17 protein-coding genes are annotated in these 19595 nt (G+C 47.2%); 16 read left to right on the forward strand and 1 reads right to left on the reverse strand.

Annotated elements, in window-relative coordinates; genetic code table 11:
• Positions 1–28 precede the first annotated feature (28 nt).
• Positions 29–790 carry an alpha/beta fold hydrolase gene (locus tag MVI27_RS03570; RefSeq protein WP_246959322.1) on the reverse strand — a complete coding sequence of 254 codons (762 nt, stop codon included), beginning with the start codon at positions 788–790 and terminating at the stop codon, positions 29–31.
• A gap of 249 nt (positions 791–1039) precedes the next feature.
• Between MVI27_RS03570 and mraZ the strand changes: the two genes are divergently transcribed.
• The 16 genes from mraZ to MVI27_RS03650 all read left to right on the forward strand — a co-directional run bounded on the left by mraZ (position 1040) and on the right by MVI27_RS03650 (position 19481).
• Complete coding sequence (gene mraZ / locus MVI27_RS03575; protein ID WP_246959323.1) at positions 1040–1510, forward strand: division/cell wall cluster transcriptional repressor MraZ; 471 nt, start codon at positions 1040–1042, stop codon at positions 1508–1510.
• A 36-nt stretch (positions 1511–1546) separates the two neighbouring features.
• Complete coding sequence (gene rsmH, locus MVI27_RS03580; protein ID WP_246959324.1) at positions 1547–2440, forward strand: 16S rRNA (cytosine(1402)-N(4))-methyltransferase RsmH; 894 nt, start codon at positions 1547–1549, stop codon at positions 2438–2440.
• A gap of 24 nt (positions 2441–2464) precedes the next feature.
• Positions 2465–2830 carry an FtsL-like putative cell division protein gene (locus tag MVI27_RS03585; RefSeq protein WP_246959325.1) on the forward strand — a complete coding sequence of 122 codons (366 nt, stop codon included), beginning with the start codon at positions 2465–2467 and terminating at the stop codon, positions 2828–2830.
• The gene (locus MVI27_RS03590; protein WP_246959326.1) at positions 2814–4805 is read left to right on the forward strand and encodes a penicillin-binding transpeptidase domain-containing protein; all 1992 of its coding nucleotides are present in this window, start codon (positions 2814–2816) and stop codon (positions 4803–4805) included. Before MVI27_RS03585 ends, MVI27_RS03590 begins: the two co-directional genes overlap by 17 nt.
• 8 nt (positions 4806–4813) lie before the next feature.
• The gene (locus MVI27_RS03595; RefSeq protein ID WP_246959790.1) at positions 4814–6274 is read left to right on the forward strand and encodes a UDP-N-acetylmuramoyl-L-alanyl-D-glutamate--2,6-diaminopimelate ligase; all 1461 of its coding nucleotides are present in this window, start codon (positions 4814–4816) and stop codon (positions 6272–6274) included.
• Positions 6275–6291: 17 nt separating this feature from the next.
• Positions 6292–7533 carry a phospho-N-acetylmuramoyl-pentapeptide-transferase gene (gene mraY / locus MVI27_RS03600; RefSeq protein ID WP_246959327.1) on the forward strand — a complete coding sequence of 414 codons (1242 nt, stop codon included), beginning with the start codon at positions 6292–6294 and terminating at the stop codon, positions 7531–7533.
• Position 7534: 1 nt separating this feature from the next.
• Positions 7535–8884, forward strand: a complete 1350-nt coding sequence (gene murD / locus MVI27_RS03605) for a UDP-N-acetylmuramoyl-L-alanine--D-glutamate ligase (protein ID WP_246959328.1) — start codon at positions 7535–7537, stop codon at positions 8882–8884.
• A 1-nt stretch (position 8885) separates the two neighbouring features.
• Entirely contained in the window at positions 8886–10112 is a 1227-nt protein-coding gene (locus tag MVI27_RS03610; protein WP_246959792.1) for an FtsW/RodA/SpoVE family cell cycle protein, read from the forward strand.
• On the forward strand, positions 10112–11224 hold the full coding sequence (gene murG, locus MVI27_RS03615; protein WP_246959329.1) for an undecaprenyldiphospho-muramoylpentapeptide beta-N-acetylglucosaminyltransferase: 1113 nt from the start codon (positions 10112–10114) through the stop codon (positions 11222–11224). The genes MVI27_RS03610 and murG overlap by 1 nt, the downstream gene beginning before the upstream one ends.
• Positions 11221–12591: a UDP-N-acetylmuramate--L-alanine ligase gene (murC, locus tag MVI27_RS03620; RefSeq protein ID WP_246959330.1), complete on the forward strand. Its 1371-nt coding sequence runs from the start codon at positions 11221–11223 to the stop codon at positions 12589–12591. The genes murG and murC overlap by 4 nt, the downstream gene beginning before the upstream one ends.
• A 23-nt stretch (positions 12592–12614) precedes the next feature.
• On the forward strand, positions 12615–13412 hold the full coding sequence (locus MVI27_RS03625; RefSeq protein ID WP_246959331.1) for a cell division protein FtsQ/DivIB: 798 nt from the start codon (positions 12615–12617) through the stop codon (positions 13410–13412).
• Between the two features lie 54 nt (positions 13413–13466).
• On the forward strand, positions 13467–14840 hold the full coding sequence (gene ftsA, locus MVI27_RS03630; RefSeq protein WP_246959332.1) for a cell division protein FtsA: 1374 nt from the start codon (positions 13467–13469) through the stop codon (positions 14838–14840).
• Between the two features lie 30 nt (positions 14841–14870).
• On the forward strand, positions 14871–16688 hold the full coding sequence (ftsZ, locus tag MVI27_RS03635; protein ID WP_246959333.1) for a cell division protein FtsZ: 1818 nt from the start codon (positions 14871–14873) through the stop codon (positions 16686–16688).
• A 27-nt stretch (positions 16689–16715) separates the two neighbouring features.
• Positions 16716–17162, forward strand: coding sequence for a GatB/YqeY domain-containing protein (locus MVI27_RS03640; protein ID WP_246959334.1), 447 nt, complete (start codon positions 16716–16718; stop codon positions 17160–17162).
• Between the two features lie 207 nt (positions 17163–17369).
• Positions 17370–17780, forward strand: coding sequence for a BrxA/BrxB family bacilliredoxin (locus tag MVI27_RS03645; RefSeq protein ID WP_246959335.1), 411 nt, complete (start codon positions 17370–17372; stop codon positions 17778–17780).
• A 168-nt stretch (positions 17781–17948) separates the two neighbouring features.
• Positions 17949–19481 carry a GH3 auxin-responsive promoter family protein gene (locus tag MVI27_RS03650; protein ID WP_246959336.1) on the forward strand — a complete coding sequence of 511 codons (1533 nt, stop codon included), beginning with the start codon at positions 17949–17951 and terminating at the stop codon, positions 19479–19481.
• The last annotated feature ends 114 nt before the right edge of the window (positions 19482–19595 follow it).

Genomic DNA, 19595 nt, shown 5'->3' on the forward strand with positions numbered 1-19595 from the left:
AAAAGGGAAGATGCTTCTCCCCTTCAGTTTATTTTTCTTTTTGCAGCCACTCATCGAGGATCCGGTTAAATTCCTCCGGGCGTTCCATCATGGCCGCGTGGCCGCAGTGGTCAATCCAGTAGAGATCCGAATTGGGCAGCGACTTATGCATATCTACCGCTACCTCGGGTGGCGTCACGTTATCCTGCTTGCCCCAGATCAGGCAAACGGGTGTTTTTATTTTCGGAAGGTCATTCAGCATATTGTGTTTAATAGCACTACGCGCCAGCATCACCGTCTTGATTCCTTTCATCCGGTCATTCACTACCGCAAATACTTCTTCTACCAGATCATCGGTTGCTACCGCCGGGTCATAAAACACTTCTTCGGTTTTCTTGCGGATGTACTGCTTGTCGCTTTTGCGCGGGAAACTGTCGCCGAAAGTACGTTCATATAAACCTGAACTTCCGGTGAGCACCAGCTTTTCCACCAGATCCGGGCGGGACAATGTAAGAATAAGGCCTACATGGCCACCCATGGAATTCCCGACAATAATGGCCGGCTTCCCTACTTTCTCTTCAATGAACTTCGCAACATACTTGGCAATCGTTGTCAGATTGGTATTGAGCACCGGCAGATCATAGATCGGCAGTACCGGTACAAACACCTGATATCCTTTACCGGAAAAAAATTCCACCGTGTCCTCAAAATTACTAAGCCCGCCCATCAGTCCGTGCAAAAGGATGATCGGCTGACCTGTGCCAGCTTCAATAAAAGCGAATTTCTTTTCTTTTTTTGTTTTAAATATCATAGAATTTTACGCAGTAAGCGTGTGCAAAAGTACAAATTAAACACCAAAATACATTTTTTCTGTCTGAATTTCTCTTTTCAGCCCTGTTTTCATGCAGAACTAATGCGCATCGCATAGAATGTTGATAAATATTTTAATAAACTACTGTTTATCAAACCGTTATTTAATCACCGCAAACTTATTAACAATAGCGGCAGAAAGTGGGTGAAAGTGGGAACTTCCGGAATATTTTCTATAAATTTGCCCCAAATGAAAAATTTCATCGGGACATATGAATGCCGGATCGACGATAAGGGCCGGCTTAAACTGCCGGCAGCACTCGCCAGGCAGATGAATGCCTATGATGAAGAGTCATTTGTAATTAAACGTGCCGTATTTCAGAACTGCCTGGAAGTCTACCCGATGGAAAGCTGGGAACTGCTGATGGCGAAGCTGAATAAACTCAATCGCTTCGTGAAGAAAAATGCAGATTTTATCCGCATGTTCACCGCCGGTGTGAAAACAGCAGAACCCGATAATGCGGGCCGGCTGCAGATTTCGAAAGACCTGATGCAGTATGCCGGTTTGCAGAAATACATTGTTATTACCAGTGCAGGTGAACTGTTTGAAATCTGGGACAAGCAGTCTTATGAGGCCGTCTTGTCTGCGTCTGAAGATTCCTTTGCGCAACTTGCAGAGGAGGTGATGGGTGCCCAGGATTTTGATGCCGGTCAGGTTTAATGTAAAGAAGTATAAACGATAAGCTCAACAATATATATGTATCACAATCCGGTCCTGCTGAAAAAAAGTATTACCGATCTGGTAACAACGCCAGATGGCACCTACGTGGACTGCACTTTCGGCGGTGGCGGGCATTCCCGGGAAATCCTGAACCACCTGTCTGCAGACGGGAGGCTTTTCAGTTTTGATCAGGATCTGGATGCACTGAATAACACCATCGATGATCCGCGCTTTACACTGATCAATCAGAATTTTCGCTTTCTGGAAAATTCACTGCAAATGTATGGCGTAACCCAGGTGGACGGAATTTTGGCAGACCTTGGCGTATCTTCCCATCAGTTTGATGCAGCCGAGCGCGGTTTTTCTACCCGTTCGGAGGCGCCATTGGATATGCGCATGAATGTGATGCAAAACCTGGACGCCCGGCGCGTGGTAAATGAGTATGAAGAAGAGGCACTCGCTGACCTGTTTTACTATTATGGTGAACTGCGGGAAGCACGGCGGCTGGCCCGCGAACTGGTAAGCTGGCGCAAGAACAAACCGGTGAAAACAACGAATGACCTGAAAGAAGTCTTTGCTTATATTCCACAATTCAAACAGAATAAAGTCTATGCCCAGATTTTTCAGGCAATCCGCATTGAAGTAAATCAGGAGCTGGATGCTTTGAAGGATATGCTGCTGCAATCTTATAAGATATTAAAACCCGGCGGGCGGCTGACGGTTATTTCGTACCACTCGCTGGAAGACCGGTTGGTGAAGCGATTTTTAAAGAACGGCATGTTCGAGGGAGAACCGGAGCGGGACGTGTACGGAAACTATCCGAAAGCTTTTACGCTGTTGCAGAGTAAAGCCGTGATTCCCACCGACGAAGAAATTGCAGAAAATCCGCGCGCACGAAGTGCCAAAATGCGGACCGGAACCAAAGTATAAAGACACAAAGGAGCACACGCCCGGATGGCCAAAAAGCAGACATATCGCCCTAAAAAGAAACTCACCTTTATCGATATTGTTAAAGGTAATTTTCTAAACCGTGATGAGGTAAAAACCCATTACAAATATTTCCTACTGATTTTCGTGCTGCTGATTATGATGATTTACAGCAACCACCTGGTGAGCCAGCGCATCCGCCAGGTTAATGTGCTGAAAGAACAGACAGAAGAATATAAATCGCGCAACGCCTTTGCGCAGAGCCGGCTTATCAAAGTAAAGCTGGAGTCTGAACTGGGCAAGGAAATGGTGCAGGACAGCTTATTGTCACTGGAAAATCATCCGCATAAAATCTTGATTAAACTGGACAGCTTGCATGGCGAAGAAAAATGATTTTGAAGCTAAACGACTGAAAGCATTACGCTGGGGCTATTCGCTCACTGCGCTGGCGGTGGTGGTCTTCGCGGTTTTTCTGGCCAGAATCCTGTTTCTGCAGAATACCAATGTAGAAGAGATCAAGGAAGACTACATCAGCAAGAATTACCGGCAGGCAACGCTCAAGGCTGCGCGCGGTAACCTGTTTGCGGCAGACGGCTCCATCCTGGCAACCACCGTGATGCGATACGATGTGTATATCGATTTTAAAATTATCCGCGACTCTTTATATAAAAACAATATCGGTGCGCTAACCGACTCGCTTTCGGCGATGTTTGGCAAACCGCGTTCTTATTTCAGAAACCGATTCGATCAGCAGAAGAAAGCCAACAACCAGTATTACATGCTGGTGCGCGGGCTGGATTTCGATGAGTATGACCGCATCCGCCAGTTTCCTATTTTCAACCGCGGCAAAAACCGGGGTGGATTTATTGTCGACCGAAATTATAAAAGAGAATTAGCTACCACACAGATCGGCGCCGGTACCATCGGGATGGATAATGAAATCGCAAAGTCCGGCCTGGAAGGTGCTTTCTCGAAGTATCTGACGGGGATTGATGGCAGCCGCCTGGAGCAGCGCGTGAACAGCAGCCAGTGGAAACCTATCGACTACTGGCAGGTGAATGAACCTGTGGACGGCCAGGATGTGTACACTACCCTTGACCTTCGCATCCAGGATATTGCCCATTCTGCACTGGAAAAGCAACTCATTAATTTCGATGCGCATCATGGCAGCGTAGTGGTGATGGAAGCCACTACCGGAAAAGTTAAAGCCATGGTGAACCTGCGCCGCACGGAACCGGGCATTTATGTGGATGCTTACAACTACGCCCTGAAGGATGCACAGGAGCCGGGCTCTACCTTTAAAACCGTGTCGCTGCTCGCCGCAATGGATGATGGTTTTATTGATGAAAACACCACAGTCGATATCGGCAACGGTGTCTGGGTTTATGGGAAACAGCGCATAACCGATGACCACGGCGGCGGTATTTATGAAATTTCAGATGTATTGGCAAAGTCCAGCAACGTGGGCACGGCCAAACTCATTACTCAGTTTTATGGGGAGAAGCCTAAAGTATTTCTGGACCATCTGCGCCGCTGGAAAATGTTCGAGCGTATGGACATTGAGCTGCCGGGCATCACGAAGCCTTACATCGTAAAGCCGGAAGATAAGGCCTGGAATATGGCAACGCTGGCTTCCATTTCTTATGGCTACTCTTCACGGTTTAATTTATTGCAGCTGACTACTTTCTATAATGGCATCGCCAACAAAGGTAAAATGCTGAAGCCGCTCTTCATTGAAAAAATCATGAAGGACGGAAAAGTACTGTACCAGGCGGAACCGCAGACGATGGTAAAACAAATGGCATCGCCCAAGTCCATTCAGCTGATGACCGATGCGCTCACCAAGGCAGTGGAAAAAGGAACTGCCCGAAGTATTTTTACTCCCAACCTGAAAATGGCCGGTAAAACCGGAACTGCCAAATTTGAGTACTGGAAAAAAGGGCCAGCCAAATACCAGGCAAGTTTCGCCGGATTTTATCCGTCAGATAATCCTAAATATACCTGCATCGTGATGGTAAGCCAGCCGGACAATTCCAAAGGATTCTACGGGTCCACCATTGCGGCTCCTGTATTTAAAGAAATTGCCGGAAAAACGTTCCTGAAAACACCGCAAAATATTGAAAGAGAAATGCTGGTGGATAAAAAAGTAGACCTGAGCCAGATGATGGCCAAGCCTGTAAAAGTAGCCGTTCGCAGAAACACGATGCCGAATGTCACGGGTCTTATCGGTAAAAACGTGATTCCCCAACTGGAGAATCAGGGGTACCGTGTAGATTACACCGGCGTAGGCAAAATTAAAGAACAGTTTCCGCAGGAAGGAACGATTATAAAAAAAGACCAGAGAATTTATTTGCAGCTGCAAAACTGATTATGATGATGACCTTAGAAAAAGTACTGCAACATATCACCCTTATCGAAACGGCCGGCACGCTTTCCCGTGACGTTTCGCATATTACCTTCGACAGCCGAAAAGTGGCGCCGGGCAGCATGTACGTGGCTTTGCGCGGCAGTACAACAAACGGTCATGCATACATCACCAAAGCGGAAGAAGCGGGTGCTGCCATCATTGTTTGCGAAGAAATACCTGCACAACAAAACCCGGATGTCACTTATATCAAAGTTGAAAACTCCGCAGCAACTTTAGGTCGTATTGCTTCGAATTTTTATGGCAATCCTTCGTCCAAATTAAAACTTATTGGTATCACCGGCACCAACGGTAAAACATCGGTCACTACATTGATCCATCAGTTACTGAAACAGTTGGGGCATCCATCTGCTTTGTTTTCCACGGTCGCTTATCACATCGGCGATAAAGTGATTCCGTCTACACATACAACTCCAGACATCCTGCGGCTGAATGCCATGCTGGCGGAAGCGCTGGAACAAGGATGCGATTTTGCCGTGATGGAAGTCTCGTCTCATGGCCTGGACCAATACCGCACCGCCGGTCTGAATTTCCAGGTGGCAGGCTTTACCAATATTACGCATGACCATCTGGACTATCACGGAACTTTTGCCAACTATCTGGCAGCAAAGAAGTCGTTTTTTGACCAGTTATCATCCGAGGCAGTAGCCATTGTGAATGCAGATGACCGCAACGGCAAAGTCATGCTGCAGAATACCAAAGCAACACGCAAAACTTTCGCTCTGAAAACCATGGCGGACTACCACGGCCGCGTTTTGGAAACAGATTTCAACGGAATGCTGCTGAACTTCAATGGCAATGAATTCTGGACCACACTCACCGGGAAATTTAATGCTTATAATCTGCTGCTGGCGTATGCTGCCGTACTGGAATGCGGTTTTGAATCTGCCGAAGTATTGCAGGCCGTCTCTCTTTTGCAGCGCGTGCCCGGCCGCTTTGAAACCTTGAAATCCGACGGCGGAATTTTCTTCATCGTGGATTATGCACACACACCGGATGCACTCGAAAATATTCTGGACTCAGTAAATGAAATCAGGACACGAAATGAACGGCTGATTACCGTGTTCGGTTGTGGCGGCGACCGCGATGTTACCAAGCGCCCGGAGATGGGAAAAATTGCCACCCAGAAGTCCACGCTGGCCATTATCACTTCAGATAATCCGCGTACGGAAGACCCTCAGGAAATTATCCGAAGCATCGAATCGGGTGTGGAACCGCAGCATTTCAGTAAGTTTATGGTCATGCCAGACCGCCGGGAAGCGATTAAAATGGCGATTAAATTTGCTGAACCCAAAGATATCATTGTAATCGCCGGCAAGGGCCACGAAACGTATCAGGAAATAAACGGACAGCGTCATCATTTCGATGACCGCGAAACCGCGCTGGAACTCGCTAGGCTGATGTCTAAATAATGTAAGAAAAGAATAGAATGCTATACTACCTATACGAATATTTTAATGCTCACGGAATCCACGTTCCGGGAATGGGTATGTTTAAATTTATCTCCTTCCGGGCAGGTATGGCGGTACTGCTGTCGCTGGTCATTGCGCTGGTGTTCGGAAAGAAAATCATCAACTACCTGCGCCGCCGCCAAATGGGTGAATTGGTGCGTGACCTGGGATTGCTTGGGCAAAAGCAAAAAGAAGGGACACCAACGATGGGAGGCCTGATTATTATTCTCGCGACCTTAATTCCGGTATTGCTTTTTACTAAAATAATGAACATCTACATTGTGCTCCTGATCATCTCAGTCGTGTGGATGGGCGCCATCGGTTTCATTGATGATTACCTGAAAAAAATTAAAAAGAACAAGGACGGCCTGAGTGGCAAATTCAAAGTAATCGGGCAGGTAGGCCTGGGTTTAATCATTGGCGTTACCATGTATTTTCATCCCGATATTACGGTGAAAAGAAAATACGCCGATGCGCGCGAACTGAACCGCAACAACGTGGAAGCCAATTTCATGAAGACTGAGAAGTCAACTGTTTCCACGGTACCTTTCGTGAAAAACAATGAGTTTGATTACAGCGGCCTGCTTTTCTGGATGACACCGGAACAACAGCATGAATGGGCCTGGGTTGTTTTCATTCCCATCGTTATTTTTATTGTAACTGCCGTAAGTAACGGCGCTAATATTACGGACGGGATTGACGGGCTTGCCGCCGGCACGAGTGTCGTCATTCTGCTCACGCTTGCCTTTTTCGCTTATCTCTCGGGGAACATCATTTTTGCGGATTATCTGAATATCATGTTCCTGCCGAATATGGGGGAAACCACCATTTTTGCGCTGGCGCTGGTGGGTGCTGTGATCGGCTTTTTCTGGTATAATACGTATCCTGCGCAGGTCTTTATGGGCGATACCGGCAGTCTGATGCTGGGCGGTGTCATCGCTGTTTTAGCCATTATTTTAAGAAAGGAATTACTGATTCCTGTTTTGTGCGGAATCTTCCTGATAGAGAACTTATCCGTCGTGCTGCAGGTGGCTGTTTTTAAATACCGGAAAAAGCGTTTCGGTCTGGAGTATGCCCAAGAAAACCGCTTGTTCAAGATGTCACCGCTGCATCACCATTATCAGAAAGAGGGTTACCACGAAAGTAAAATTGTGAACCGCATGGTGATCATCGGAGTTTTATTTGCCATCATTTGTTTAATAACACTTAAAGTCCGATAGTATGAAGATTGTTGTTTTGGGCGGCGGCGAAAGCGGCGTGGGTGCGGCTTATCTGGCTAAAAAGAAAGGGCTGGATGTATTCCTGTCCGATAAAGGCGCGATTCGTCCCGAGTACCGCCAGCAATTGCTGGAGGCAGGTATTGAGTTTGAGGAAAGTCAGCACACCGAAGACCGTATTTTAGCGGCTGACTGGATTATAAAATCTCCCGGTATCCCCAAAAAGTCTGATATTATTTTTAAAATTAATCAGAAAGGAATCCGGCTGTCTTCCGAAATAGAATTCGCTGCTGAGTTTACGCAGGCTAAGATTATCGCCATTACCGGCAGCAACGGAAAAACTACAACTACCTCGCTGATTTATCATATCCTGAAAAATGACCAGTTACAGGTAGGCCTGGCCGGCAACATCGGGCAGAGTTTTGCCCGACAGGTTGCGGATGCCAATTATGAATATTATGTGCTGGAGGTAAGTTCTTTTCAGTTGGATGATATTCAGAATTTCCGGCCGTATATTTCTTTGCTGTTAAATTTAAGTCAGGACCATTTAGACCAGTACAATTACAATTACGAGGAGTATGCACTGGCCAAGTTCAGGATTACCGAAAATCAGCAGAACGATAATTTCTTTATCTATAATAAAGATGATGAAATGAGCCGCAGTCTGCTCGAAAAGCTGGAAGTCCGGGCGAAAATGATTCCTTTTTCCACCCATGAAAAACTGAGCGAAGGGGGTTATATTCAAAAAGAAAACCTGCACGTGAAACTGGATGATAAGTTTTCCATGCCGGTTTCAGAATTATCTCTGGTAGGAAATCACAATATCGCCAATAGCCTGGCCGCATCCATTGCCGGGAAACTGCTGAACATCAGCAATGAAAGCATCCGCAATTCCCTGATGACATTTCAGGCTGTGGAGCACCGCCTGGAACAGGTAGCTACCATTGATGGCATCACCTATATTAATGATAGCAAAGCTACCAATGTAAATGCAGCCTATTTCGCCCTGGAAAGCGTTCGTCAGCCAACTGTGTGGATTGTGGGCGGCGTCGATAAAGGAAATGATTACACTGAAATTCAGGACCTGGTCAACCGCAAAGTAAAAGCAATTGTTTGCCTGGGCCTGGATAACGAAAAAATCATCGACTTTTTTAAAGATAGTAAGGAGTTTATTTACAGCACGTCCAGCATGGAGGAAGCCGTGGCCACCGCACGCGGTGTTGCAGAAAAAGGAGATGCCGTATTGCTGGCACCCTGCTGTGCGAGTTTCGACCTGTTTGAAAACTACGAAGACCGCGGCCGCAAATTTAAGCAGGCGGTCTTACAAACTGAACCAGAAAAAATGAATGAATAAGATGCAGCAGGCAGCACCAAAGAAGAGAGAATTTTTCCTGGGCGATAAAGTCCTGTGGAGCGTTGTGCTCATACTTTCTTTTTTCTCCATTTTCCCCGTATATTCTGCCAGTTCGAACCTGGAGTATATTGTGAATAACGGAACCACCACTTCTCACCTGATTCGCCACGTGGGCTTTTTAGCCATGGGAATTGCTGTGCTCCGCTTTGCCATTATGATCAGGTATGAATATATTGGAAAATTAAGCAGCATCCTGATGTGGCTGAGTGTAATTCTGGTAGCATTCACCTCATTTTCCGGCGAAACGATTGACGGCGCTTCCGCTTCACGCTGGATGCGGATTCCCGGTATCGGTGTTGCCTTTCAACCCTCGACTTTTGCCTATTTATTTTTGATTATATATATCTGCCGTTATTTAACGAAGAAAATCAGCCGTGAGCGTCTGCCGGTGGAAAACATCATTTACCTCTTCCTGCCGGTGCTTATTGTATTTGCACTGGTGGCGAAGGACAATGGTTCCACAGCACTGATGATTCTGATCGTGTCACTGCTGGTCATGCTTATCGGGCAGCTGAACCGTAAATATATATTGGGCTTTATCGGTGTTGCCTTTATAGCGGTTACTGCTTTCCTGCTGGTTGCCACTCAGACAAAACTTATCAGCAATAACCGGGTGGACACCTGGATCAGCCGTGTGCAGACCTACTCCAAGAAGGACAACCATATCCAGGATGAGGCAGATAAAGCAAAGAATTACCAGACCATGCAGGCAAAAGCGGCCATTGTGCATGGCGGAATTACGGGGATGGGACCGGGAAAAAGTGCCTTAAAACAAATGCTGCCACAATCGGCGTCCGACTTTATTTTTGCCATTATCGTCGAAGAATATGGTTTCGCGGGTGCGGTCCTCTTGATCAGTTTATATCTGATTATGATTATCCGGATTATGATTATTGCCTCGCGAATGCCGGCTTTTTTCGGCAGTTTGCTGGTACTTAGCATCGGAGTGATGATCTTTATGCAGCTGGCGGTCAACATTGCCGTTGCCGTTAATCTGATTCCGGTCACGGGTCAGCCCTTGCCTCTGATCAGTTACGGGGGAACCTCGATGCTGGTGACCTTCTTTCAGCTGGGGCTCGTCCTCAATGTCAGTTCCAGAATACAGGTTCATGATGAAGAAGGCCTGGGTAAAAAACAAACGATTGAAGAAATAAACGATATCGCGTAATGAAGCAACCTATAAAAATACTCATGAGCGGCGGCGGTACGGGCGGACATATCTTCCCGGCGCTTGCCATCGCGCAGGAAATCCGGCAGCGGTTCCCGCAGGCTGAATTTCTGTTTATAGGTGCAACCGGTAAAATGGAAATGCAAAAAGTTCCACAGGCCGGGTTTAACATCGTGGGCTTACCCATTGCCGGCTTTAACCGTGCGCACATGCTGCGCAATCTGACTCTTCCCTTTAAATTGCTGGGAAGTCTGGTAAAGGCGCACAAAACCATCCGCGATTTTAAACCGGATGTTGCCATCGGCACCGGCGGTTTTGCCAGCGGTCCTGCCTTGTACACAGCAGCGGCCTTAGGCATTCCGGTGTTTGTGCAGGAGCAGAATTCACTGCCGGGGAAAACAAATATCTTCCTGTCGGGCAAAGCAAAGGCAGTTTTTACCGCCTATCCGAACATGGAAAAATTCTTTCCGAAAACGCGTACCGTTTTTACCGGTAATCCTGTACGGCAACAACTCACGCAACCGCTTCCGGAGACCCAGACTGCCCGTGAAAAAATGGGTCTGAATCCGGACCGGCTTACCGTACTATCCGTTGGTGGTTCCCTGGGTTCGCAAACGCTCAACAATGCCTGGAAATCGCATCTTCAGGAACTGGAAAAACATCAGCTGCAACTCATCTGGCAAACCGGCAGTACCGCTTTTTCGCAGATGAAAGAAGCGGCGCAGCGATCAGGTAATCCGGATATTCATGTACACGAGTTTATTTCGGATATGGCGTCCGCCTACGCAGCGGCGGATATTATTGTTTCGCGTGCGGGCGCTATCGCCATTTCGGAATTGGCCTTGGTGAAGAAGCCGGTGTTGCTGGTTCCTTTTCCGTTCGCGGCAGAAGACCATCAGACAAAAAACGCGCAGGCCTTGGTCGAAAAGAATGCCGCCAGAATGGTAACGGATGTTGAGGTTCCGCAGAAATTCTGGACTGTGCTTCAGGAAATCTGTTATGATGACACCCTGCGCCAGGAAATGTCGGCGAATATCGCGGAGTTTGCGCGGCCGGATGCTACGGCTGCGATTGTGGACGAAATTTTAAATACTTTAAATAAGAACGAATGAACCTGTCTTCCTACCAATATATCTACTTTGCCGGCATCGGCGGTATCGGCATGAGCGCCCTGGCTCGCTATTTCCATGCTGAAGGAAAAGTGGTGTTTGGATACGACAGGATGCCGACCAAACTAACGGACACTTTGCAGCTGGAAGGAATCAGCATTCAGTTTCAAGATGAAATTACGCCCGACTTCGAAAAGTTTACCACCGAAAATACGTTAGTCGTTTATACGCCGGCCATTAAAAATCTGGACATTCTGCAATACTTCCGTGCGCGAAATTTCAGGATTTTAAAACGCGCGCAGGTGCTGGGACTGATTACGGAAGGCACTACCTGCCTTGCGGTAGCCGGTACCCACGGCAAAACAACCACCTCTTCCCTGCTGGCACATTTGTGCAAAAAGGCCGGTCTGGAGGTTAGCTGCTTTCTTGGCGGCATCTCGGAAAATTTGCAGTCCAATTTCTTCCACAGCGGCAATCAGTATTCTGTGGTGGAGGCCGATGAGTATGACCGCAGTTTCCTCACGCTAGCGCCGGATTGGGCCGTGATTACGTCCACCGATGCGGACCACTTGGATATTTACGGAGACAGCGCTGCCATTGAGAAAAGTTTTCAGGATTTTGCAGACCTGCTGCCCGACGCGCAACAGCTGTTCTGCCGGAAGGGAATAAGCATTCAGTCTTCGGGACCACGATATGCTGCGAATGAACCCGCTGATTTCTACGCGGACAATATCCGCGAAAGCGGAGACCATATTCAGTTTGATTTCCATAAAACATCCACCGGCGAAACCATCCCTTTCGAGTGGGAAATTCCGGGAATTCATAATGTGGAAAATGCCACGGCAGCGATTGCCCTCCTGTCTTCACTCGGTGTCTCGTATGAAAAACTGCAGGCAGGGATTGCTTCATTTAAAGGAATTAAAAGACGCTACACGAAGCACCGCTTTGCTAACGGTAAAATTTATATCGATGACTACGCACATCATCCCACGGAGCTGGATGCGGTGATTGGTTCTATAAAAACATTCTATCCCGGTAAAAAGCTGCTGGTTGCATTTCAGCCGCATTTGTTTAGCCGGACGCGTGATTTTGCCCAGGGTTTTGCCGACAGTCTCAGCCGGGCAGATGAGCTGTTGCTGCTGGATATCTACCCGGCGCGTGAACTGCAGGAGGATTATAATGAAATTACCTCAGACTGGCTTCTGGAAAAGGTTTCCGGCACGTCGGCACAAGTTTGTACACTTTCGGAGGCGCTGGATCTCATTAAACAAAAAGAATTTGATATCTTACTGACGGCAGGTGCCGGAAATATTGATACTTTATACGACCCGCTGGTCACCTGGCAAACGGAAGTTTCCGCTAATTATTAAAAAAAGAAGCGCCACAAGGCACTATGAAAAATAAATTCAGAATATTAAAAATACTGGTTACCGTAATCATCTTCGGATTTTTGCTGAGCTTCTCCCTGAAGCGTTTCAGCGAAAAACCTGTGCAGAAGATTGCGGTACGTTTGCTGGATACGTCGGCGCCGGTATATTTTATTGATGAAGAAGAGGTACGCACGCTTGTGCGGAAAAACAACCCGGCCGACCGTATCGGTGCTCTCGATATACCGGACCTGGAGAAGAAACTGCGTACCTGGTCTGCTGTGGACAGTGCGAATGTGTACTTAAATCTGAACGGCAGCCTGCATCTGGATATTCTGCAGCGTGTCCCCGCCTTCCGCCTGAAAAAAGGCAATCAGGATTTCTATGTGGATGTGCACGGTGCTGAGTTTCCTTTGTCCCGAAATTATTCCTTCCCTGCCATGCTGGTAACCGGAGCGGTGGAAGCAGAAGAATATAAACCGCTCGCTTCGCTTATATCCAAGATCAACCGCGATGAGTTCAGCAGCAAATATTTCGTGGGCATCTCCAAATCGCGCGGCAACTATAACCTGCTGACCAACGACGGCCACTTTAAAGTAGAAATCGGTGACCTGGAAAATATAGAAGTAAAAATAAAAGGGTTCAAAGCTTTTGTGGAAAAGTACCTGATTTATCAGCAACCGGAGAAATACAATAAAATTTCACTGAAATATGAAAATCAGATTGTCACCACACTGAATCCTAATTTTAAACCCAATGACAGTGTGCTGGCGCTCGGCCGGAAAGAACTGGCGAAGCTGCCGCAAAACCAGCCCAAACCGTAAGTACCTTAAATGAAAACAAATACAAATAAATAAAAAAAATCAAATCGATATATAATGGAAAATCACGAGTATTCAGTAGGCCTCGATATCGGTACCACAAAGATTGTGGCCATCGTAGGCAGGAGAAATGCGCACGGAAAGATTGAGGTGCTCGGTGTTGGCACAGCCAAAAGTTTAGGTGTTCATAAAGGGATTGTGAATAATATTTCACAGACCATTCAGTCCATCCGCACGGCCGTACAACAGGCGCAGGCAAGTTCCGGCGTAGAGATTAAGAAAGTAACCGTAGGTATTGCCGGGAAACACATCCGTTCCCTGCAGCATTCGGATTACATTATGCGCGAAAACCCCGAAGAAGTCATTACCGATGACGACATTGACAAACTAAAGGAACAGGTGAAGCAACTCGTGATGCTTCCGGGAGAAGAAATTATCCACGTCCTGCCGCAGGAATACAAAGTAGATTCTCAGGGCGAAATTCAGGAGCCGGTAGGAATGCACGGCACTCGCCTGGAAGCCAACTTCCACGTGGTGGTCGGGCAGATGGGCAGTATCCGCAATATTGCGCGCTGTGTGAAAGAAGCCGGCCTGGAGATGGAATCACTCACGCTGGAACCGCTGGCATCTTCTGAGGCTGTATTAACCAAGGAAGAGAAAGAAGCCGGTGTTGCCATTGTGGATATAGGAGGCGGTACCACAGATATTGCTATTTTTAAGGACAACATTATTCGTCATACCTGCGTGATTCCTTACGGTGGCGGCATTATTACCGATGATATCAAAGAAGGCTGCTCCATCATCGAAAAACATGCAGAAAAATTGAAAGTTAATTTCGGTTCGGCTGTGCCGGAATTGGAAAAAGATACTACCTTCGTGACGATTCCGGGACTGCACGGCAGACCCGATAAGGAAATCAGCCTGAAGACCCTCGCACAGATCGTGAATGCGCGTGTGGAGGAGATTTTGGAGATGGTAAATACAGAGCTGAAAGCCTATGGTGCCTTCGAGCAGAAGAAAAAACTGATTGCCGGCATCGTACTTACCGGCGGCGGTTCCAACCTGCGGCATCTGCGCCAGCTGGCGAATTATACAACCGGGTTCGACAGCCGTATTGGTTTTGCCAATGAGTATGTGACCAACGACAAAAGCCAGCTGCTGAAAGGTCCGGAATTTGCGACCGCTATAGGTTTGCTGATGGAGAGTTTACGCATTCGCGACAAGAAAAGCTATGCGGAACCGATCGCTGAAACCGAGGCGGAAGCGCAGCAAACTGAAGCTCAGCCTACTGCAGAGCTAACTGCGGAAACAGTTGCAGGAGAGGTAGCTGCGCAGGAACCAGTTGCAGTGCCGGAAGTGAAAAAGACAAAGCTGACCATCGGACAAAAGATCATGGAAAGCGTGAAAAAATTCTTCGAGGAAGTGGAATAACGACGAAGTTGAACAATTTAAACAAATAGTATGGAAAATATAGGAACTACAGGATTTTCATTTGATCTGCCCAAAGGAAATTCATCAATCATCAAAGTAATCGGCGTTGGCGGTGGCGGAAATAATGCGCTGAAACACATGTACGAGCGCGGTATTCACGGAGTGGATTTCGTGATATGCAATACGGATTCGCAAACGCTGGATAACAACCCTGTTTCCAATAAAGTTCAGCTGGGGGTAAGCATCACCGAAGGCCTGGGCGCCGGTGCAGACCCGGAAGTTGGTGAGAAAGCGGCGATCGAAAGCATCGAAGATATTAAAGCGGCCATGGGCCAGAATACCAAAATGGTTTTCATTACGGCCGGAATGGGCGGTGGTACCGGAACCGGTGCGGCACCTGTGATTGCCAAAGTGGCTAAAGACATGGGCATCCTGACGGTGGGCATTGTAACAGTTCCTTTCAGTTTCGAAGGAAAGCGCAGGCTGGAGCAGGCCGAACTCGGTCTGGACAAACTCCGCAATAATGTAGATTCTCTGATTGTTATTAATAATGATAAGCTGCGCCAGCAGTTCGGTAACCTTGGTTTCAAATCAGGCTTTTCCAAAGCAGATGAGGTGTTGACGAATGCGGCTAAAGGCATGGCGGAAGTAATTACCGGTTATTTTGATGTAAATATTGACTTCCGTGATGCAAAATCGGTACTTCAGAATTCCGGCACGGCACTGATGTCCAACGGTATCGCATCTGGTGAGAAAAAAGCCGAAGAAGCGGTAAAACGTGCGCTGGATTCCCCACTGTTGAACGACAACAAAATTACCGGTGCAAGAAATGTCCTGTTGCTGATCCGCAGCGGTTCAGAAGAAGCCACCATGGATGAAATCGGGGTCATCATGGACCACATCCAGGAGGAAGCCGGCAATACGGCCGATATTATCTTCGGGGTGGGAACAGATGAGGAACTGGGCGATTCCGTAAGCGTACTCGTTATTGCGACCGGTTTTGCCAAGGATCATAAAAAAAATACCGGCGTTACTGAAAAAGTAAAATTCACCCTGTCTGATTCCATGGACGGTGGTGCCAAAAAAGACGGCAGTTCCTTCCCGACTGAAGTTAAGAAAGAACAGGTAGATTCCGGAAACATCTTCATTCTGGATGACGATGATGATGATCCTGACAGCGGATTCCCGACTGCTCAGTTTACCCAGACAAATACAGAAAAAAAGCGTTCCGCGGAACATGATTTCCCAACACAGACGGAAACATACGATGCGCCGCGCGCTGCTGAAACATTTGGTCAGCCTGCCTCAGGAGATGATTTCGACCATTTTACTTTCGGTGAAGAAGAAGACGGCGATGATGAAGAACCACAGTCCTTTACTTTTGAAAACACCTATACACCGGCAGAACCTCAATCTCCACCTTCCGATTCAGAAGAGGAAAAACCGGTAGAGTTTAATTTTTTCGTCAATGAAAAACCATCCGCGTCCAGCCAGCAGGTAACTACGCCGAAGGCACAGGCAGAAACGCAGCAGATGGCTCCTGAAGTGAAAGAAGAAGAAGCGCACCAAACTCCGGTTTCAGAAGTTTCGGATGGCTTTACTTTCATTAATAAAACACCGGCGAGCGATAAAGTACAGGAAAGACGAAACAAACTGAAAGAATTCAATTCCCGTTACCAGAAAATGGACAACGATAATGAATTTGAAACGGTGCCGGCTTTCCGACGCAAAAACATTTCTATCGGACAGGAAAATCCGTCTGAGCAGAAAATAAACAACTATCTGGCTGATAACGACGGCAAGATGGAAATTCGCGAAAACCGTTTTTTAAATAAAGACGTCGATTAACCTGGTTTCTATTTAAAACTGAACAATATGAGTTTAGAAAATAAAATAAATGACGCTATCAAAACGGCGATGCGCGCCAAAGACAAAACGGCACTGGACGCGCTGCGTGCGGTAAAATCACAGCTGCTGTTGCTCAAATCCGAAGCGCGCGGTGCAGAGCTCACCGAAACGCAGGAAATTGCCGTTCTGCAAAAGATGGTGAAACAACGCCGCGAGTCTTACGAACAATTTTCTGCCCAGAACCGGATGGATCTGGCGGAAACGGAACAGGAACAAAGCCGCATCATCGAGCAGTTTTTACCTCAGCAGTTATCACCAGCCGAGCTGGAGGCTGCCCTGAAACAAATCATCGCGGAGAGCGGTGCTGAAGGGACTAAGGACCTCGGCAAGGTCATGGCTTTGGCTTCCACGCAGCTTGCCGGCAAGAGCGATGGAAAAAGCATCAGTGCCATGGCAAAACAACTGCTTAATTAACCCAGGATATTCAACCTTTGCATATCGATTTGATTGAACCTGTAACCCGTTTTCGGAGTTGCAGGTTTTTTTTAGGACAAATCGTCCTGATTACGAAAGTGGAATGGTTTTGACGATAGTATGCACAGGCACAAGTCTGGCGAAGTTTGCGTAAATTTGTCAGTCAGGCATAAGCCTTTATCATTTATATTTTTAAAATTTAATACTATGTATCCAGACGATCTTGTAATGCCGATGAAGCAGGAACTTACCGATAAAGGGTTCCAGGACCTTACTTCCGCAGCGGCTGTGAATGAAGCGATAAAAAAAGACGCCACTACCCTGCTGATGATTAACTCTGTGTGTGGCTGTGCAGCCGGCGCTGCCCGTCCGGGCGCAGTATTCTCCCTGACCGGTGATAAAAAGCCGGCACAACTGATTACTGTTTTTGCAGGATATGACAAGGAAGCGGTGGAAGAAGCGCGCAAGCACCTGGCACCGTTCCCGCCAAGCTCACCTTGTATTGCTTTGTTTAAGGATGGTGAACTGGTCCACATGCTGGAACGCCACCACATCGAAGGAAACCCTGCCGGTGCTATTGCAGCAAATCTGCAGGCAGCTTACGATGAATATTGCTAAACTTCGGTTTCTGTCACGTACAATCCATCTTTTTTGAAAGGTGGATTTTTTTTGGACACCAATGGCTGGATCTCTATTCAAATATCAATATTATTAAATCCTGTTAAAGAATTAGGCAAATTACCGTCTTTCGGAAACTGTAATCGGAAAAATATTATATTTGTATATATGGCTACGAAGGCACTTTTCAATACCGTGGTGAACTGGTTTATCCGCCAGCGCATCGATCAGATCCAGAACTTCATGGATCACCCCATTGAAACGCAGAACGGGGTACTGCTTTCCCAATTGTATCATGCGGAAAACACCGATTATGGTAAAATTCATGGGTTCAGTTCCATTACCGGCTACGATGATTTCCGGCGTAATATTCCGATTGTGACCTATGAGGAGTTCGAGCCCTATATTGAGAAAGCCCGCCAAGGTCAGCGCGATGTATTCTGGCCGGGTGTTGTGCGCAATTTTGCCAAGTCTTCGGGTACTACGAATGCCAAAAGCAAATTTATTCCCATTACCGACGAGAGTCTGGAACTGTGCCACCTAAAAGCCGGAAAGGATCTGGTTTCCATGTATGCCAATAACCATCCGGATAACCAGCTTTTTACCAATAAGAACCTTCGCTTGGGCGGCAGTGCTGATTTCTACGAAGATTTTAACACTAAATTCGGTGACCTTTCCGCCATTTTAATAGATAATCTGCCGTTTTGGGTGGAAATCACGACGACGCCCAGCAAAAAAGTGTCGCTCATGTCCGAGTGGGAGAGCAAACTGAAGGCGATCGTTTCAGAAGTTAAAAATGAAGACGTCGGCAGTATGACCGGTGTTCCGAGCTGGATGATGGTGTTGCTGCAGCGCGTACTTGAGGAAACGGGACACGGCTCTATTTCGGAACTCTGGCCTAATCTGGAGGTATTCTTTCACGGTGGCATCAGCTTTAAACCGTATCGCGAGCAGTATCGCCAGCTGATCGGGAAAGACATTAATTATTACGAGATTTATAATGCCTCCGAAGGTTTCTTCGGAATCCAGGATCAGCATGGCAGTGATGAAATGCTGCTGATGCTGGACTACGGTATTTTCTATGAATTTATTCCGATGGACCGTTTTGACCCGGCCAACCTGGAAGCCATTCCGCTTGAGGAAGTTGAACTGGACAAAAATTACGCGATGGTGATTACTACCAACAGCGGTCTCTGGCGTTATCTGATCGGTGATACGGTGCGTTTTACTTCACTGCAGCCGTTCCGCATCCGGGTTTCCGGGCGTACCAAGCATTACATCAATGCCTTTGGGGAGGAACTGATGATCGATAATGTGGAAACTGCGCTGGCGCGTGCCTGCGAGGCGACCAGGGCGGCAGTGTGTGATTTTACCGGTGCACCCGTGTACATGCAAAACGGTGACAGCGGCGCACATGAATGGATATTTGAGTTTACAACGAAACCGGACGACTTGGATCGCTTTATCGAGATTTTCGACAATCATTTGAAATCGCTAAACTCTGATTACGAAGCCAAGCGTTACAACAATATGACCTTAAAAATGCCAATAGTGCATGTAGCAGAACCCAACCTTTTCTACCGATGGATGTCGCAGCGTGGCAAACTCGGTGGCCAGAATAAAGTTCCGCGCCTGAGCAATGACCGGGAATATATTGATGGTCTGCTGGAACTGAATGCGGTGAAAACCGAAACGTTTTAGTGATTAGTTGGCAGGATCATGTCTTGAAGCACAATGTCGCAGCTATATTATATCAGCTTATGATAATTGGTCAACAAGTTGTTGGCCAATTTCAGGGTTGCTTAAAATAATCAG

Origin of the sequence: Chryseobacterium salipaludis (assembly GCF_022968825.1) — a bacterium.
GTDB lineage: Bacteria > Bacteroidota > Bacteroidia > Flavobacteriales > Weeksellaceae > Kaistella > Kaistella salipaludis.

What these genes read in the sequence shown, in the direction of transcription:
- MVI27_RS03570 (WP_246959322.1), bottom strand. Translation starts at nt 790, where the DNA reads ATGATATTTAAAACAAAAAAAGAAAAGAAATTCGCTTTTATTGAAGCT.
- mraZ (WP_246959323.1), top strand. Translation starts at nt 1,040, where the DNA reads ATGAAAAATTTCATCGGGACATATGAATGCCGGATCGACGATAAGGGC.
- rsmH (WP_246959324.1), top strand. Translation starts at nt 1,547, where the DNA reads ATGTATCACAATCCGGTCCTGCTGAAAAAAAGTATTACCGATCTGGTA.
- MVI27_RS03585 (WP_246959325.1), top strand. Translation starts at nt 2,465, where the DNA reads ATGGCCAAAAAGCAGACATATCGCCCTAAAAAGAAACTCACCTTTATC.
- MVI27_RS03590 (WP_246959326.1), top strand. Translation starts at nt 2,814, where the DNA reads ATGGCGAAGAAAAATGATTTTGAAGCTAAACGACTGAAAGCATTACGC.
- MVI27_RS03595 (WP_246959790.1), top strand. Translation starts at nt 4,814, where the DNA reads ATGACCTTAGAAAAAGTACTGCAACATATCACCCTTATCGAAACGGCC.
- mraY (WP_246959327.1), top strand. Translation starts at nt 6,292, where the DNA reads ATGCTATACTACCTATACGAATATTTTAATGCTCACGGAATCCACGTT.
- murD (WP_246959328.1), top strand. Translation starts at nt 7,535, where the DNA reads ATGAAGATTGTTGTTTTGGGCGGCGGCGAAAGCGGCGTGGGTGCGGCT.
- MVI27_RS03610 (WP_246959792.1), top strand. Translation starts at nt 8,886, where the DNA reads ATGCAGCAGGCAGCACCAAAGAAGAGAGAATTTTTCCTGGGCGATAAA.
- murG (WP_246959329.1), top strand. Translation starts at nt 10,112, where the DNA reads ATGAAGCAACCTATAAAAATACTCATGAGCGGCGGCGGTACGGGCGGA.
- murC (WP_246959330.1), top strand. Translation starts at nt 11,221, where the DNA reads ATGAACCTGTCTTCCTACCAATATATCTACTTTGCCGGCATCGGCGGT.
- MVI27_RS03625 (WP_246959331.1), top strand. Translation starts at nt 12,615, where the DNA reads ATGAAAAATAAATTCAGAATATTAAAAATACTGGTTACCGTAATCATC.
- ftsA (WP_246959332.1), top strand. Translation starts at nt 13,467, where the DNA reads ATGGAAAATCACGAGTATTCAGTAGGCCTCGATATCGGTACCACAAAG.
- ftsZ (WP_246959333.1), top strand. Translation starts at nt 14,871, where the DNA reads ATGGAAAATATAGGAACTACAGGATTTTCATTTGATCTGCCCAAAGGA.
- MVI27_RS03640 (WP_246959334.1), top strand. Translation starts at nt 16,716, where the DNA reads ATGAGTTTAGAAAATAAAATAAATGACGCTATCAAAACGGCGATGCGC.
- MVI27_RS03645 (WP_246959335.1), top strand. Translation starts at nt 17,370, where the DNA reads ATGTATCCAGACGATCTTGTAATGCCGATGAAGCAGGAACTTACCGAT.
- MVI27_RS03650 (WP_246959336.1), top strand. Translation starts at nt 17,949, where the DNA reads ATGGCTACGAAGGCACTTTTCAATACCGTGGTGAACTGGTTTATCCGC.